The organism is Pseudomonas sp. IT-P2 (assembly GCF_949767575.1).
GTDB classification, from domain to species: Bacteria; Pseudomonadota; Gammaproteobacteria; order Pseudomonadales; family Pseudomonadaceae; genus Aquipseudomonas; species Aquipseudomonas pharyngis.
In genome coordinates this window covers 131,334-147,587 of the sequence record NZ_CATKQA010000046.1, presented here as the reverse complement: position 1 = coordinate 147,587, position 16,254 = coordinate 131,334, and the positions used below count along the sequence as shown (strand labels likewise).

The following is a 16,254-nucleotide window of genomic DNA, read 5'->3' as shown; positions in this document are numbered from 1 at the left end:
GGCTTCAGCAATTTTCGTCGCGCACGGCGGTGCCGAACAGACGCACGCCAGTCAGTTCTCCGTCGCGCGCCTCCAGCAGGATCGGCGCCGTGCCACCCGGCATTACCACCTGCACCTCTCCCGCCGACACCCAGCCTACCCGCCATGCCGCAGACGCCACCGCACTGGCGCTGGTGCCGGAAGACGCCGTCGGCCCCTCGCCCCGTTCGAATACCCGCGCCACAATGCGTTGATCACCGGCGCGCATCGCCCATTGCAGATTGACCCCGGCCGGGCACGGCTGGCCGGCGCCGGTGGGCATGGCGTAGGCGATGGCGGTCAGACTGTCCGCCAGCGGCGATTCAAGCATCTGTGCGTTGCTCGGCAATGCGGCTTCATCCTGCACCAGTGTCACGCAATGCGGATTGCCGATGCGCACGAACTGGCTGTGCGCCCAGGCGGGATCGAGTTGTGCCAGCGATCGAACACCGCTGACTTCCACGCCATTGAAAGGGTGCGACTCAACCCCGAGCGCACCGACCGCCGTCGGGCCGAAACCGGGCTGGCCGAGGTCCAGCCAGAAGCCCTGCACGCCCGCCACTTGCGCCGGCTTGACCGAGGTCGGCACTGGCGATTGCGCATCCGGTTTATCGTGATGCACCCGTAGCGTCGCACCCTCCTCCGGCATCAGCCCCTGTTCGAGCAGCGCCCGGGAGAAAATCGTCAGGCCATTGCCGCTGCGTTCAGCCAGCGTGCCGTCGGTGTTGACGATCAGCAGATCGAAGGGTGGCGAGGATTGAAACGGGCCGATCAGCAAGCCATCGCTGCGGTGAGACTTGCTACCGGCGGGGCGTTGACCATCGGGCCAATCGCAGCACAGCGCAATGGCAGCAGCGCTCCATGCCTGTCGCGACAGCGCGCACTGCTCGGCGCCCGTCGGTAATTCGATCCCGGCATCGCGCAGCGCCTGGGGCGATACGACCCCGTAGATATTGCCTCGTGCATCGTAGAACTGCGTCATGAACCGGCCCTTGTTTTTCCCGTCGACAGGGGCGCCACTGTAAATCGCAACGCCCTGCCGAGGCGAGCGGGCTCGCTCCATCGAAAGAGCTGTGCAAGGATGTCCGCTGCTGAAACGTTTTTTGCCAAGGATCGTTATGACCAGCCTCACCCCTCAAGACACGTTCGTTCCCGGACGCCTCGAACAGATGTCCACGCGCATCGCATTCTTCATCGCCGGGCTCGGCATCGCCGCGTGGGCGCCGCTGGTGCCCTACGCCAAGGCGCGGGCCGGGCTCGATGAGGGCACGTTGGGTTTGTTGTTGCTGTGCCTGGGCGTCGGCTCGATTCTGGCGATGCCGCTGGCGGGGATTCTGGCCACCCGGTTCGGCTGTCGGAAGGTGGCCACCGGCGGCACGCTGCTGATCTGTGCAGCATTGCCGTTGCTGGCGACGGTGTCGTCGATTCCGGCGTTGATTGCCACGCTGTTCATGTTCGGCGCCGGGCTCGGCACCGTGGATTCGACGGTGAACCTGCAAGCGGTGATCGTCGAGCGGGCCAGCGGCAAGAACATGATGTCGGGGTTCCACGGCCTGTTCAGCCTCGGCGGGATCGTCGGCGCGGCGGGCGTGAGCGCCCTGCTCGGTCTCGGGCTGTCGCCATTGGCGGCGATGCTGGTGGTGGTCGTGGTGTTGATCGCGGCGCTGTTCAAGGCCGTGCCGCACATGCTGCCTTACGGCAGTGAAAGCTCGGGGCCTGCGTTCGCGGTTCCCCACGGGATCGTGCTGTTCATCGGCGGCATGTGCTTCATCGTCTTCCTCACCGAAGGCGCGGCGCTGGACTGGAGCGCGGTGTTTCTGGCGCAGGAACGCGGGATCGACACCGCCTATGCGGGGTTGGGTTACGCAGCGTTCGCACTGACCATGACCGCCGGCCGTTTGACCGGTGACCGGATCGTCCGCGCACTGGGCGCAACCCGGATCATTCTGTTTGGCGGTCTGCTGGCCGCGGCGGGATTGTTTCTGGCGACCTTCGCCCCGAGCTGGCAAGCCGCGCTGCTGGGTTATGCGCTGGTTGGCGCCGGCTGTTCGAACATCGTGCCGGTGCTGTACACGGCGGTGGGCAAGCAGACGGTGATGCCGGAAAGCATCGCCGTGCCGGCAATCACTACGCTGGGGTATGCGGGGATTCTGGCGGGGCCGGCGGTGATCGGCTTTGTCGCCCACGCCAGCAGCCTGAGTTTTGCCTTCGGGTTGATGGCGACGTTGCTGGTGGCGGTGGCGATTGGCGGCAAAGCGCTCAAAGTCTGAAAAACATCATCTGAACGCCCCCGAAGCGAACCCGCTCCCACAAGATACAAACGTTCCCTGTGGGAGCTGCGGTTCGACGATTCGACTTGCCCGCGATGAAGCCACCTCGGTCTATCAGAAACCGACGCTGGCCTGCACGAAGAACGTCCGCGGCGTACCCACGTAGATCCCCGAGTTGTTGTCGCTGGAGCGGGTGAAATACTGCTTGTCGAAGATGTTTTTCACCCCGGCGCCGAGCTTCAGGTTCGAGAGCTGCGAACCAAAGTCATAGCCGCCGCGCACGTTCCAGGTCACGTAACCCGGAATGTCGCCGTACTGCCCGTCCGCCGTGCCTTCGGTGATGTAATTGCCATTGAAGCTGCCATCAGCATTCACGCCGGTGCCCGGCGAGCGCTGTTTGGACTGGGCGAAGCCGTCGATGTTGTAGGTCCAGCGGTTGATGTCGTAACGCAGGCCGACGGTCGCCACCTGACGCGAGTAGAACGGCAGGTCGCGGCCCTTGAAGCCGGGGATCTCGCCTTCGTAGGTCGCGCGGGTGTAAGTGAAACCGGCGTTGGCGGTCAGGCCATCAAGGCGCGGGTCAAGCGCCGCCATGTCGTAGTGCACCGACGCTTCGATACCCTGGTGCTTGGTCGCGCCGAGGTTGGTCCAGCCCACGTCATTGCTGATGTATTGCAGTTCGTCATCGAAGTCGATGTAGAACAGCGTCACTTCCCCGCCCCACACGTCATCGTTGTAGCGCGTGCCGATTTCGTAGGTCTTGGCTTTCTCCGGCTCCAGACCATTGGCGGTCTGGTCACCCGAGCCGCCCTGACCGAGCTGGAAGTACTGAAGGCTGCCGAACGACGTCTCGTAGTTGGCGAACAGCTTCCACGCATCGGACAGGTGATACATCACGCTCAGGGCCGGCAGCGGCTCGTTGCTTTCGATGCTGCGGTTTTTCTCCGGCACGCGTTTGCCGGCGGTGTCGAGCACGGCACGGTCGTGCCAGTCAGTGCTGATGTGCTCGAAGCGAATGCCCGGGGTCACGGTCCAGTTGCCGACATCGATCTTGTTGTCGATGTACACCGAGTTGGCCTCAGTGCCGCCGGTGCGATCCTGGAACACATGACCGTCGGAGGTCTTGGTGACCACCGGCACATTGTTGACCAGCGCCAGGCGGCTCGATTGTTCGTGCATCGCCTCTTTCAGATAACGGTAACCGACGCTGACTTCCTGAGTGGTCGGGCCGACGTCGAACACACGCGAAACGCGCGGCTCGATGCCCAGCGTGTAGTAGGAACGCGGGAACGAGCTGAGGGTTTTCTGATCGCGGGCGGCGATGGTGCTGCCGCGAAAGCTGTCGGAATAATAGGTCAGCACTTCTGCCTGAGTGCGCTCGTCGATCTGCCGGATCCACTTGAACGACACGTCCTTGCGGCGGCCGCTGAAGCCGTCGTAGTCGCGGTCGGACTGGAACGGTTTGTCGTCGTACTGCTTTTGCGTCAGGCCACCGGGCATGTCGGCGCTGGCGTCGTAGTAGTGGAAGTTGAGGCTGAAATCGTCCTGATCGGTCGGCGCCCAGTGGGTCTTGAGGATCACGTCGTCGATGTCGTTGCCGTTGTTGCGCTCGCGGTAACCGTTGCCGTTGACGCCCGAGTACAACAGCGCCATGCCGATGCCGTTGTCGGCAGTGCCGCCGAGAAACGCGGTATCGATGTGTTTCCAGCCACCGTGCTGGGAGGTTTCCAGGGTGGTGCCGATTTCACCGGTGGTTTTTTCCGGGATCGCGCGGGTCACGAAGTTGATCACGCCGCCGACGTTCTGCGGCCCGTAACGCACGGAGCCGGCACCACGGACCACGTCGATGCTGTCGAGGTTGCCGGAAGAGATCGGCGCCATCGACAGTTGTGGCTGGCCATACGGGGCAAACGCGGCCGGCACGCCGTCGATCAATACGGTGGAGCGTGGCGACAGGCGCGACGTCAAACCCCGTACGCCGACGTTCAGCGAAATATCGCTGCCGCCGGTGCCGTTGGCTTCCTGCACCTGCACACCCGGCACACGGCGCAGCACGTCGCCGACGTTCATCGCGCCCTGCTCGACCATCGCTTCACGGCGAATCACGGTGCGCGCGCCGGGGTGGTTCTGCACCACGGCGGCGTCGGCGTCGCCGAGCCAGTCGCCGACCACTTTGATGTCGGTCACGCCCAGTTCCAGCGGGCCGTTGGCGGCGGAAGTCGGGGCTGGGGACAAGGTCACCGAACCTTCATTGATCTGATAATCCAGACCGCTGCCTTGCAGCAATTGGCGCAGGGCCTGCTCCGGAGAAAGATTGCCGTCCACCGCCGGCGCCTGTTTGCCAGCGACCAGGTCCGGGCTGAAAAACACCTGCAACGACGTTTGCTGGCCCAGTTCGCTCAGGGCCTGACCCAGCGGCTGTGCGCGGATGTGAATGGCTTCGGCGGCAAAAGCCATCGGCACGGCGGCGTTGACCGCCAGCGCGAGCGCCAACGGTAACCAAGGGGATTTATTGTTTTTGGCGGTGGAGTTTTTCACGTCGAACGGAGTCCTGTGGATCGCAAGAGTGTGCGGCTGTTAATGCAAACCAGTTGCAGTTGAACAGGAAGACGACGAACTCGAAAAAAACCTGAATTTTATTTTGAAATTATTTCCTGGCTGCCGTCGGCAAGGGTGCGCACGGCCACCGGAAGAATGCTTGGCAAGGCCTTGAGCAAGGCATCGGTGTTGTCGGATTTGAACACGCTGGTCAGGCGCAAATTGGCCACGGCCGGGTTGGCGACCTTCAGCGGCTTGTCGCGATAACGCGACACTTCCTCGGCGACTTCGCTGAGGCTGGCATTGTTGAACACCAGTTTGCCGCTGCGCCAGGCCGTCAGCTCCGCCGGGTTGACCGCGTAGGCCGGCGCCACTTTGCCCTGGGCATCGATCCGCGTGCCGAGACCGGCAGTGAGGCTGATGAAATCGGCATTGGCCGCATCACGGCCCTGCACCTTGACCGTGCCCTGCTCCACCGCGACCCGGGTCTGCGTCACGTCGCGCCGCACATCGAAGCGGGTGCCGGTCACCGTGACCTTGCCGCTGCCGGTCTCGACCACGAACGGGCGGGAAGTGTCGTGCTCGACGCTGAACATCGCTTCGCCTTCGGTCAGTTCGATGAGCCGCCGATCCTTCTCGAAACGCACCTGCAAACGGCTGCGGCTGTTGAGGTCGATCACCGAGCCGTCCGGCAGCGCGACATGCTTGCGCTCGCCCAGCGCGGTGGCGAACTCGGCGCTGTAACCTTGCGGGTGATTCAAGCCGCTGAACAGACCGAGCCCGAGTGCCACCGCGACCACGCTGGCCGCCACGGCATAACGCAACAACGGACGGCGTTCGCGCCGCGCTGGCGGCGTTTCGCACAAAGCTTTAAGCCGTGGCGCCGGCAGCAGATCCGCCGCTGTCCACAAGCCTTGCAGCAACTGGAATTCGTCCCGGTGCTGGGGATGTTCGTTCAGCCACGCGTCGAAGTTCCGATATTGTTCGGCATCGACCGCTGGCTCCTGCAAACGCACAAACCAGCGTGCCGCGTCATCGCGCACCGTTGTTTGCCCGCACGCGCAATCACGAGTATCCATCATGGAATGTCCTGTTTGGCTGGGGATGAAAAGACGCCACGGCTCATGATTGCGCCCCGTCCAGGCGATCACGCAGATGCCGCAGGGTGCGGATCATATACTTTTCCACCATGTTCCTGGACAGGCCCAGGCGTTCGGCGATTTCCGCCTGGGTCAGGCCTTCGATCTTCTGCCAGACGAAGATTCGTCGGCAGTTGACCGGCAGCTCCGTGAGCGCGCGTTCGATGGAATCGGCCAGCTGGATCGCATGCATGTAATGCTCCGGGTCGCCGGTCGGCGCCTCACTGAGATCGATCGCCTCCGACTCCATGGCGCCCCGCCGGTCCTCACGCCGATAGCCGTCCACCGCGATGTTGCGCGCGGTCTGGTGCAAATACGCCCGGGGTTGCTGCACCGCCGACGAATCGGATTCGAGCACCCGCACAAAGGTGTCGTGCGCCAGATCCTCGGCCTGCGAGCGATTGCGCAGGCGACGGGTCCAGGTGCCGATCAACTCTTCGTAATGCTCGAGAAAGCCGGGTCTGCGGGGCAGCATGGGGGTCATTGCGGCGTGCTGAGGAAAGGGGAACGAATGGTAATGCTTCCTATTAAGCCGAGGCAATGGATTCCGACGAGTGCTATACGGAGCACAGGGCATTCATTGAAACGCTTGAGTTTTCTGAACCGGGCCTTTTTCTCAGGTTACGTCGCCTGCCCCAAGCCACTCTCTGACGGATTCCAAAGCCATCACCTCCTGACGGAAGGCATGCCGTCACGCCTCTTCGCCTGACACCCTCGCCTTTTTGGTTTGGCTTTGGTTATCTGGCTCAACCTCATCCTCCCTCAGTCTGACGTTACGCTCGCGATACTCGATCGTGATGTCACCATGAGTCGCCCAGAGGTGCTCCAACTGTTTGGCAGGTGGTTTTTCGGCCTTGATTTTCGCAACCGAGGCCTCGCGCAATGAAGTCCTGAAGGTGTCGGAGAACTCAAAGCGCTCTTGAGCCCTTCTCGCGATCAATACGTGCCTTGATTTGAGGGTCGCTTCTATCCGGTTACCCGCTCTCAGGCCTTTGATCAGCTCGGACATACTATGGAGCGCTGCCTGCTTGGGCGCAGCGCTGCCGATGCAATTCTTCTCAGCCTTGGGCGGAGAAATCAGTCCAGTGGTTCGCCACGTAGATCGCTTGAGCGTTCGACTCGACATGAAATGATCGTTCCATAGCACAGCCTGCGAATAGATTGGCCATGCATCTACGGCAATAATCGCTATGGTTTTCAGTGGCTTGCCGTTTACATATCGGATAATCGATTCAGGTTCTTCCCCCTTCCACACAAGGCAAAATCCATGATCTGCCGGCCTGGGTGCCGAAGCGCGCATCACACGCCATTCACTGGAGAAATACTCCCGGCACAACACGTAGGCCAGATCGGCCATTTCCCCGCAATTCCCTGCGCCGACTTCCAGAGCGGCGATCGCTCCTCGCATTGGATGATGGGGACCGCTGTTGGGTCTGACAGGAAGCGCGTACAACTCTTTCTTCAATGCCCGAGCCTCTCTCACCAGATGAGTCGCAGGATAGGCACTGATAACGGCTTTCTGCTCCTTGCTCTCCGGGACAAATACGGTCGGGATATTAGAAGCGACCTGATTTCCCGAGCCATGACGAAGGGATTTTTTGACGGAATAGATAATCAGATCCGCCAACTGTATTGCACGAACGTACTCACTCGGCAACTCAACTGTCTTGTCCATGACATGAAGCTCTCCAGAGACGATGTTCGCGTGAGATTAGCTCATAAATTGCAACCCGCCGTGACGAAAACGTTGACAGAGTCAGTGTCAACCAGAAAGGAATTTTCGGCCGAACGACCACGTTGGCAAGCACGCCGGTTCCCGCAGACGTATAACGTGGCTGTGGGTTCCGGTGCATCCACCGTAGCTGGGTGGATTTAGCGCGCCTCTTCAATTCCAGCTTGAAGATATTGGCTGTCAGCATGACCGCTCAGGGTCACCGGGCCGACTTTCAGGTTGCCGTTTTCAAGGGACACCTTCGGTGCGTTTTCTTCAGTTTTGTGTGGCAGGTCGAGGCCGGCTTTTACGCCGTAGTCGAGGTTGCTCAGATCGCTGCTGCTGACCTTCGAGCCGCCCAGATCGACTTTGCCTTCGGCGGCAGAAATCCGCGCACCGGTCAGCTGGGTAGCGCCGCCGACCGTGAGATTCACACCCTGACCAGCACTGATACCGGAGGCCTGTTTGACGCTGTCCTTGTGCGCGTATTCGCCTCCGGCTTTCAGCGTTGGCTTGTAGTCGGTGCCCGCGAGTTTGCCCTTGTCGTCGGCCGGAGTCTTCTTGGCGGTGAGGCCCAGATCCACGTCAACCTTGGCGTGAGTGCTGGAGTCCTGACGGCTTTCGACCGTCAGATCACCCGCCACGTTGCCGCTGACGTTGCGCGCATCGATCCGCGCGCCGTTCAGGCTCGCATCGCCGCCGCTGTTCAACACCACCGTGTCAGCCTTGATCTGGCTTGTCTGCTGAGTGGTGCCTTGCAGGTAATCCACGCCGACCTTGGCCCCGGCATTGAAGCCGTGATCGCTACTGACTTTTTCATCGGCGGCGGTCGGTGTGCTTTTGCTCAGATTGCCACCAGCGTTCAGGGCGACGTTCCAGTTATTGCGGTTGTCGGTGGACTGCGCGGATTCCTGAACGAAACCGCCCTTCTGCGCGTCGATGCTGACGTTTGGCGCGCTGACCTGAGTGCCTTGCAGGTGCACCGAATCGCCGCTCAAGGCGATGCCGTTCTGGCTGGTGAGCTGGCCACCGCTGAGGGTCTGCGTGTTCTCGTTGACCCGACCGATGTTGAAGTTGCCGCTAAGGCTGCCGCCCTGATCGCGGCTCTTCTCGCTGCTGGTTTTGCTGCCGCCGGTCTTCAGGCCGCCGCCGAGATTGCTGCCGGTGGCGACGTGCGAGTCGGTGGCCGCTTGCAGGTCGAGCTTGCCGTCAGCTTTGAGGTCGATAGCACCAGCGCTGTCGATCTTCGTGCCTTGCTGAATCTGATTACCGCCGCTGCTCAATTGCACCGTGCCGTTGCCGCTGAGGCTGGCAACATGCGCCTGGCTGTCGGTGGTCTGGTTGCCTTTGTGATCGAGCTGGAACCCGGCGCCGAGATCGACATTAGTGCCTTCGGTGCCCGGCAAAGTGCCGACGGTCAGCGAACCGTTGCCGCGCAGGCTGGAGCTGTCGCTGCTCTGGCGGTCGTTGGCCTGATTGAGTGCCAGATCCCCGCCGGTCTTGACGCTGAGAACGCCCTGGCCGCCATCGAAACGGCTGCCTTCGAACCGGGCATCGCCGCCGACATGGATGTTCACACCCTGATTGCCAGCGTAACCGCCAACCAGCGCCGTGGAGCTGTTCTTGCGCGACTGGCTGCTGCCACCCGCGCCGCTGCCGGCCACGTTCACGTCTTCACCGGTCTTGGTGTAGACGCGCACATCGACCTTGGCATCCACCGATTTTTCGGTGCTGCTGTGGGTGTTGTTCGCGGCATCGGCCACCAGTTTGTCGGCGCTGATGTTCACTTGGCCGGCGCTGGCGTTGTACTGGGTGCCCTGATCGTGCAGCGTGCCGCCGACCTTCACGTTCACGGTCTGGCCATCGAACCGGCTGACTAAGGCGTTGCTGCCCTGCTCGGTTTTATCGGCGCCGGCATGACCGATTGCCACGTCGATACCGACGTTCGGCTGACCGAGATTGGCCAGTACGTCCTTGTCCGGCACCTTGCCGTCGAGCACGTCTTTCACCGCGCCGGCAATCGGCCGGGCGATGTCTTTGTACTCGACGTTGGCGCCGATGTCCGCCGACCAGTTGCTCTCGCTGTGGGTGCTGCTTTCGGTGTTGCTCGCAGCACGGTTGTCGACTTCGTTGGCGGCGACATTCAGACCGTTGCCGGACTTCAGTTGCGCGCCTTCGGTGACGAGTTTGTCAGCGTTGATGTTCAGGCTGCCGCTGCTCTGCACGCCAGTGGTTTGCGCAGCGGTTTTAGCGGTGGTGTCTTGCGAAGTGCTGTGCGAGAAATCCACACCGCTACCCGCGCGGTCGAGGCCGCCGGTGTAGTAGAAACCGCCGCCGGTGTTGCGGGTTTCGGTCGAGGTGCTGTGGCTGTCCTGCTCGGCCAGCAACGAGACGCTCTTGCCGCTCAGGGTGGTCTCGCCGGCGGTGGATTTCACCTCGGCGCCCTTCAGCGTCAGATCGCCGCCCGCCTTCACCTGCACGCTGCCGCCGCTGAGGCTGGAACCCTGCTGCGTGACGTCGTTGACGGTGACGGTTTGCGCCTTGTCTGAGTAATGCACGCCGGCGCGATATTGCTCCGCCGTCTGCTCCTTGGCGTAGGCGTCGAAACCACGAGTCTGAGTGCTCTTGCTGCTGTCGTGGGTGTTCTGCGTCGAATGCACATTTACATCGCCCGCAGCATCGGCCACCAGCGCGCTGCCAGCCTTGACCGTGGAACCGGCGACTTCGATGTCCTTGGCGCTTTTGAGCTTGAGGTTGCTGTCGGAAGCGAGCTCGCTGCGCACCGTGGTGCTGTCCTTGCTGTTCTGCCGGGACTCGTCCTTGGTGATGCCGAAGAACTTGTTGTCCTTGTCGTGGTTGTTGCTGTGCGAGGTGTCCTGCACGCCGTCGATGGTCAGCGAACCGTTGTCGCTGATCACGCTGGCGTCCTGGCCGCCGCGCACCTGGCTGCCGCTGATGCGCACGTCGTCGGCCTTGGCCACCAGTTTGCCGGCCGCGTTGATCTTGCTGCCCTGATGCTGGGTCTGGCCCTTGTCGGCGTCGCCGGTCTTGCCGAAGAAACCGCCGCCGACCAGATCACCGGAATAGCGGTTGTCGCTGCTGCGATGGGTGCGGGTCGCGGTGGTGATTTCCACTTGCTTGCCGGCCAGTTGCAGATCTCCGGCGCTGTTCAGCTCGGCGCCTTCGGAGCGCAACAACGCGGCGGTTTGCAGGGCGATGTTGCCGGCCTTCAACTGGCTGGTGACGCTGCGCTGCTCTTCGCTGCTGCTGTCCCAATCGGCTTTCCACAGGTGCTTGCGGTGCTTGCCCTGATCGGTCCGGGTGTGGCTTTCAGTGGCGGCGGTCAGGCGCAGGTCGCCGCCGCTTTGCACGCTGAGGTTGTTCTTCGCGTCGACCTTGGCGGCTTTCAGTTCGGTGTCTTTGCCGGACGACAATTGCGCGTCGCGGCTGGCGACGATCTGGCTGCCGTGCTGACGCGAATCGCTGTCGGTCTTGGTGCGCTCGTAAGTTTCCCAGGTGATGCCGATGGTGCTGTTGTTCCAGTTCTCGCGCTGTTCCTGGAGCTTGCGGCTTTCCACGGTGGTCAGGGTCAGATTGCGCTTGGCCTCGACCTTCACGTCGCGACCGCTCACGTCAGTGGCGGCCAGGGTCAGGTCCTTGCCGCTGTGCAGGCCGACGTCGCCCTGGCTGCTGCGGATACCGGCGCGGGTCAGGTCGAGGCTGTCCGGGATCGCCTGACCGCTGACGCTCAAGTCGCCCGCCGAACGGATCTGCACACCGTCACGCCCGGCGACTTGCACAGCGCCGACCTTCACGCCCGCGCCTTCTGCGGTGCTGACGATGTTGATGCGCCCGGCCTGCATCGCGCCGAACAGGCTGGCGTCGATCCGCTGATCGGTGGTGTTGCCCGCCGGGTCCACGGCTTTCACCTGGCCGCTGGCGTAGTCGATCTGATTGCGCCCGACGGTGAAGTTCAGTTGATCGCGAGCGCTGATTGCGCCCTGGCTGTCGATGCGCGGGGCGATCAGGTTGATCGAACCTTCGCCGTTGCGCAGGCCGCCGCCCTGAATCTGCAACTGGCCGGTGGCGTCGCGGGTGCTCAGGGCTTGCAGCTTGCCGTCGTTCAGCTCGGGACGGCCGACCAGCAGATTGGCGTTCGGCGTGTTGATGAAACTGCCGCCGTTCACCGAAATGCCGTTCGGGTTGGCGAGCACGTAGTCGGCGGCGCGACCGAAGATTTCCTGGGCGCCGTTGATGGCCGACGGGTTGCGGCTGATCACTTCGTTGAGGATCACGCTCGCGGCCTGGCCCTGCAATTGCGGGTTGGCCGCCAGTTGCCCGGCAAGCTGCGATTGCCCGGCCTGAAGGGCGTTGTTCAGGACCAGGCCCTGTCGGTCGACGTTGTAGTCGAGGAACTGGTTATGCGACAGGCCCTGTCCGTTGGGCGCGACGATGTTGACGATCGGGACGCCGCCCTGGGTCTGCAATTGCGCGGTGCCGCCGGGGCCGGGTGCGACCACCACACCGCCGGCCATGGCGCCCGGCAGGTGAGCGACCAGGAACAGGCTGGCGATGGCCCAGCGTAGTTTGCCCCGTGGGGAAAGATGAAACGCAAAGGTGTTCATTGGCATAAAAAACTCTCCATGTAGTGCGGCATCACGTTGCGCGTTGAGTTGAAGGCCACGGCTGTCGCGCTCAGGTCCGATGGCTGTTGTTCACTGACGTTCATATCTGTAATCCGACCCGCATCAGCCAGGTTTCAGGCTCGCGGTGCAGGCCGGTCGGGGTGTTCAGGCTGCGCTGGTAATCGACATCCACTTGCAGGTTTTTCCAGCCCAGGTTGAAGCCGATGCTGGCGCCGCTCAGACGTTGAACCGGAGCACCGTGATCGGCCTTGATCCAGCCGTGGTCGAGGCCGACGCGCGGGGTGAGCTGCACCGGCAGATCGGTGCGCAGCGGCAGGCGCAAGGTGTTGCGCCAGATCGCGCCGCTGGCGCCGGACGCACTGCTGATCCGATAACCGCGCACGGCGGAATCGTCGGTGCCGAGCAGTTGTTCGATGGCTGGCAGCGGATCCGGGCTGTATTGCACATTGAGTTGGCTCTGCCATTGCCAGGCTTGCGCGCCGAGCTGGCCATTACGCCATTGGCTGAGGCCGGCGCGGTACTTGCGAAACTGCGCCTTGGGCAGGTTTTTGACCTGGCGATCGGCATCGTCATCGGCGCCGAACCCGCTTAAACCCTGGGCGTAATTGACGTCGAGGTTCCACACCGCGCGGTCGAGCCAGAACAGATTGAGCCCGGCTTCGGCCACGGTCAGGGTCGGGCTCTGAATGCCGAGGCGGACGTTTTCCAGATAACTGTCGACGTCCTTGTGCGCCAGTTGCAGGTTGGCACTGAGCTGATGGCTCTGGTCGCGCCACAACACCCGGTCGGCGCGCAGGCTGAGTTGATCGGTGATGCCGGTGCTGTGCAGGGTCGCCGTGCTGAGTTTGAACGGCGCACGGTATTCGGCGTGACTGGCGAAGGTGCTGAACGTCCAGTAACCGTAGGGAATCGCGTAATAGAGGCTGACGTTGCGGCTGTAGCGGTCGCCCTGATTGAGGGTGTCGCTGGCGCTGAGGCTCAACAGATCGTTGAGTTCGAGCGGACTGTCGAGGGTCAGGCTCAGCGTGTCGCGATCACGACCGGTGCTGGCGCTGCCGAGGTTGTCCACGCCCAGGCCCAAGCTCCAGCGCGACTGTCCCGAGGTACGTGAACGCAGGATGATTTTCGACGCCCCGGGCTGACTGCCGGGGGCGATGTCGGCGGTCAGATCGAGCGAGCGCAGACGGTTCAACTGATCCAGCCCCTGCTCCAGATCTCGCAGGTTCAGCGGTTTGCCGAGCATGCCAGGGAACGCCCCGCCGAGTGACACCGGCAGGCTTTGGTCCGCCAGTTCGATGGACTCGATGTAACCTTCGTCGATCAGGATATCCAGCGATTGCCCCGCTGCCGGCGCGCTGCTCAGGTACGGCCGGCTGGCGATGTAGCCCTTCTCCACGTACAGCGCGGTGATGGTCGCCAGCAGATGGTTGATCTGGCCGACGCCCATGCACGGCGCCAGCAGCGGTTTGATCCGGGCGTTGAGCTTGTCTTTGTCGATCAGCGTGACGCCGCCGATGCGCGTCCCGCTCAAGGGCCAGCAGCGCTCATCGGGTTTGATCGATTCAGGAATGGCCGGATTGGCCGGCGCCGGGCCGAACGCGCCGCGCTCCAGCTGCCGCTTGCGCTGTTCGAGTTGCAGCTGTTGCAGATCGCGCTGTTGCAGCTGTTGCTGGCGCAGCACTTCCTGGCCTGGGGCTGAAACTTCGGCGGCGAGAACGCCGGGCGCACACACACTCAATAACAAGGCCGACAACAGCGGGCGCGGCAGGGAACGACTACTGAAAACAACGCAAAGCGAATACGGCACTCAACATCCTTGCAATCAACTGGCGTAATGCCACCCCATCAATTGCGGTGATAGTCAGAGCCTTCCTACACAAATGCAAGACGCTTCCTACGCTGCTTACATTTCTTAAACAAATGCCCTTTTAGCGCGGATCGCCAGCGATAACGCCAGCAAGTTGCAGATCATCAGGGTTTCCCCGAGGGCCTGAGACCAGGCTGCCAACATCAATCCTCCGCCGATCAACAGGTAGTAAAACAGCCCCAGCAACGCGCCGGCGGTACCCAAGCGATCCGTGTAATTGCTCAAGGCTGCTCCCAGAATGTTCGGAATCGCCATGCCGAACGCCAGTACCACCAGCAGCATCGGCAGCACGAACCAGATGTGCGCCTGCAACAGCCACACGCCGATGCCACCGAGCAAACCGGTGACGGCCGCAAGGCGAATCAACTGCAGCGGACTGCAGCCGATGCGCAGCAAGCATTTGTTGAGCCATGCTCCAAAACCTGAGGCCAACGCGAGCATCACGCCGCTGTAGCCGAACGCTGAACTGCTCAGCCCAAGCCGCTCGAACAGAAACGGTCCGAGGCTGTAATAGCTGAACAACGCAACGTTGAACGTTGCGATCCACAAAGCCGAACGCCAGATGCCGGGATCGCGCAGCATGTCGCCCATGGTTGCAAACAGACTAATGGAGGTGAGTTGTGGAGCACGGGTTTCCGGCAAGACGCGCCAGCTCCAGAGCCACAAGGCCGACGCCAGTAGCAACAACGCAGCAAGCACGCCGCGATAACCAAAGCCCTGAACCAGACTCGCCCCGCTGAACAAACCGATGGCTGGGCTGGCCGCCAGCGCCATGCCTGCCAGAGAAAAGACCTGGGCCAGTTCGCTCCCGCGAAAACGATCGCGCAACAACGTCTGGGTCACCACCGAGCCAACCGCAGCGCCGAATGCCGCCAGTGCCTGGGCCATCAACAAGCCGTTGAAACTGCGAACGCTCAAACCGAGTACGCAGGCAAAAACATAAATCGCCAGACCGGCGAGCATCGAGGGCCGGCGGCCGATCCGGTCGCACACCCGCCCCCACGTCACCACACCCAACGCGAACGCCAGGAAGTACACCGACAGGGTTTGCGCCGCCGCTTGCGGGCCGACATCAAATGCCCGGCCGATATCCCCCAGCGCCGGGCTGAACAAGGTCTGGGCGATCTGCGGGAACATCAGCAGTGCAATCGCCAACATCAACAACTTTCTTTGGTCCATCACCAAGACTCCTCAACAAAAACGCCGGGGAGTTTAAAAAACGGTGGCTGACGTATTATCCGAATCCTGACAATTTATCGTTGAAATCGGACAAACCATGGCCTGGCTCGAAGCCCACGATCGTTTTGACCCTGATCGCTTCCCGGCGCCGGTGATCGGCATCGCCTCTACTCTCGGCGATCACGACTCCGGCCTGCATCGGCATCAGCGCGGGCAACTGCTCTACACCCGACAGGGCTGCACCCGCATCACCCTGGCGCAGCAGTTGTGCCTGCTGCCGCCGTCGCGGGCGGCGTGGATTCCCGGTGGCGTCACGCATCGGGCGGTGATGCAGCAAAGTGTCGATTACCGCTCCATCTACCTGACGCCCGAGTTGTGCTGTGAGCTGCCGCAACAGGTTTGCGTGATTGAGGTCAGCCCGTTGCTGCGCGCGGTGCTGGAACCGATGGCGATTGCCGATTTCGCCACCGATTGGCAGCAGGGCAAATTTGTCCATTTGCTGGGGCTGTGCCTGAGTGAAATCCGTGATGCGGCGCAGCAACCGATGCTCCTGCCCCTGCCGCAAGACAAGCGTCTCGCCTCCCTGCTTGCACACCCCGAGCAGCTGCCACCGGAGCTGCAAGTGCTGGAGCAACAGATCGGCGCCAGCAGCCGAACCATCGGCCGGATCTTCCAGCGCGAAACCGGCATGAGCTATCAGCAATGGCGCCAGCAGTGGCGGCTGATGCGCGCGATGGAATTGCTCGCCACCGGGCGCAACCTCGGCTACTGCGCGTTTGAACTGGACTTCGCCAGCGACAGCGCATTCATTGCGTTCTTCAAATCCATGACCGGCAGCACACCCGGCGCCTGGCTCAAGTAAGCAACTGACGATCGGCGACAAAAA

Annotated in this window: 10 protein-coding genes; 2 read left to right on the top strand and 8 right to left on the bottom strand. The window is 62.4% G+C overall.

Annotated elements, in window-relative coordinates:
• Positions 1 to 4: 4 nt before the first annotated feature.
• Complete coding sequence (locus ACM6JM_RS24680) at positions 5 to 1,000, bottom strand: diaminopimelate epimerase (RefSeq protein WP_414882666.1); 996 nt, start codon at positions 998 to 1,000, stop codon at positions 5 to 7.
• Positions 1,001 to 1,136: 136 nt separating this feature from the next.
• Here ACM6JM_RS24680 and ACM6JM_RS24675 point away from each other — a divergent pair, with 136 nt between their 5' ends.
• Positions 1,137 to 2,288, top strand: a complete 1,152-nt coding sequence (locus ACM6JM_RS24675) for an MFS transporter (RefSeq protein ID WP_007955928.1) — start codon at positions 1,137 to 1,139, stop codon at positions 2,286 to 2,288.
• Between the two features lie 114 nt (positions 2,289 to 2,402).
• Here the strand turns inward: ACM6JM_RS24675 and ACM6JM_RS24670 are convergent, their stop codons facing one another.
• From ACM6JM_RS24670 to ACM6JM_RS24640, 7 genes are all read right to left on the bottom strand, one after another.
• Positions 2,403 to 4,826: a TonB-dependent siderophore receptor gene (locus ACM6JM_RS24670; RefSeq protein ID WP_414882665.1), complete on the bottom strand. Its 2,424-nt coding sequence runs from the start codon at positions 4,824 to 4,826 to the stop codon at positions 2,403 to 2,405.
• Between the two features lie 98 nt (positions 4,827 to 4,924).
• The gene (locus tag ACM6JM_RS24665; protein ID WP_039770277.1) at positions 4,925 to 5,908 is read right to left on the bottom strand and encodes a FecR family protein; all 984 of its coding nucleotides are present in this window, start codon (positions 5,906 to 5,908) and stop codon (positions 4,925 to 4,927) included.
• A gap of 40 nt (positions 5,909 to 5,948) precedes the next feature.
• Positions 5,949 to 6,449, bottom strand: coding sequence for a sigma-70 family RNA polymerase sigma factor (locus tag ACM6JM_RS24660; RefSeq protein ID WP_414882664.1), 501 nt, complete (start codon positions 6,447 to 6,449; stop codon positions 5,949 to 5,951).
• 207 nt (positions 6,450 to 6,656) lie between these two features.
• Complete coding sequence (locus ACM6JM_RS24655) at positions 6,657 to 7,640, bottom strand: hypothetical protein (protein ID WP_085667467.1); 984 nt, start codon at positions 7,638 to 7,640, stop codon at positions 6,657 to 6,659.
• Positions 7,641 to 7,837: 197 nt separating this feature from the next.
• Positions 7,838 to 12,307, bottom strand: coding sequence for a hemagglutinin repeat-containing protein (locus ACM6JM_RS24650; protein WP_414882663.1), 4,470 nt, complete (start codon positions 12,305 to 12,307; stop codon positions 7,838 to 7,840).
• Positions 12,308 to 12,401: 94 nt separating this feature from the next.
• Entirely contained in the window at positions 12,402 to 14,129 is a 1,728-nt protein-coding gene (locus tag ACM6JM_RS24645; protein ID WP_414882662.1) for a ShlB/FhaC/HecB family hemolysin secretion/activation protein, read from the bottom strand.
• Between the two features lie 105 nt (positions 14,130 to 14,234).
• Positions 14,235 to 15,368: an MFS transporter gene (locus ACM6JM_RS24640; RefSeq protein ID WP_210710142.1), complete on the bottom strand. Its 1,134-nt coding sequence runs from the start codon at positions 15,366 to 15,368 to the stop codon at positions 14,235 to 14,237.
• A 97-nt stretch (positions 15,369 to 15,465) separates the two neighbouring features.
• Between ACM6JM_RS24640 and ACM6JM_RS24635 the strand changes: the two genes are divergently transcribed.
• Positions 15,466 to 16,230: an AraC family transcriptional regulator gene (locus tag ACM6JM_RS24635; RefSeq protein ID WP_414882661.1), complete on the top strand. Its 765-nt coding sequence runs from the start codon at positions 15,466 to 15,468 to the stop codon at positions 16,228 to 16,230.
• Positions 16,231 to 16,254: the final 24 nt, after the last annotated feature.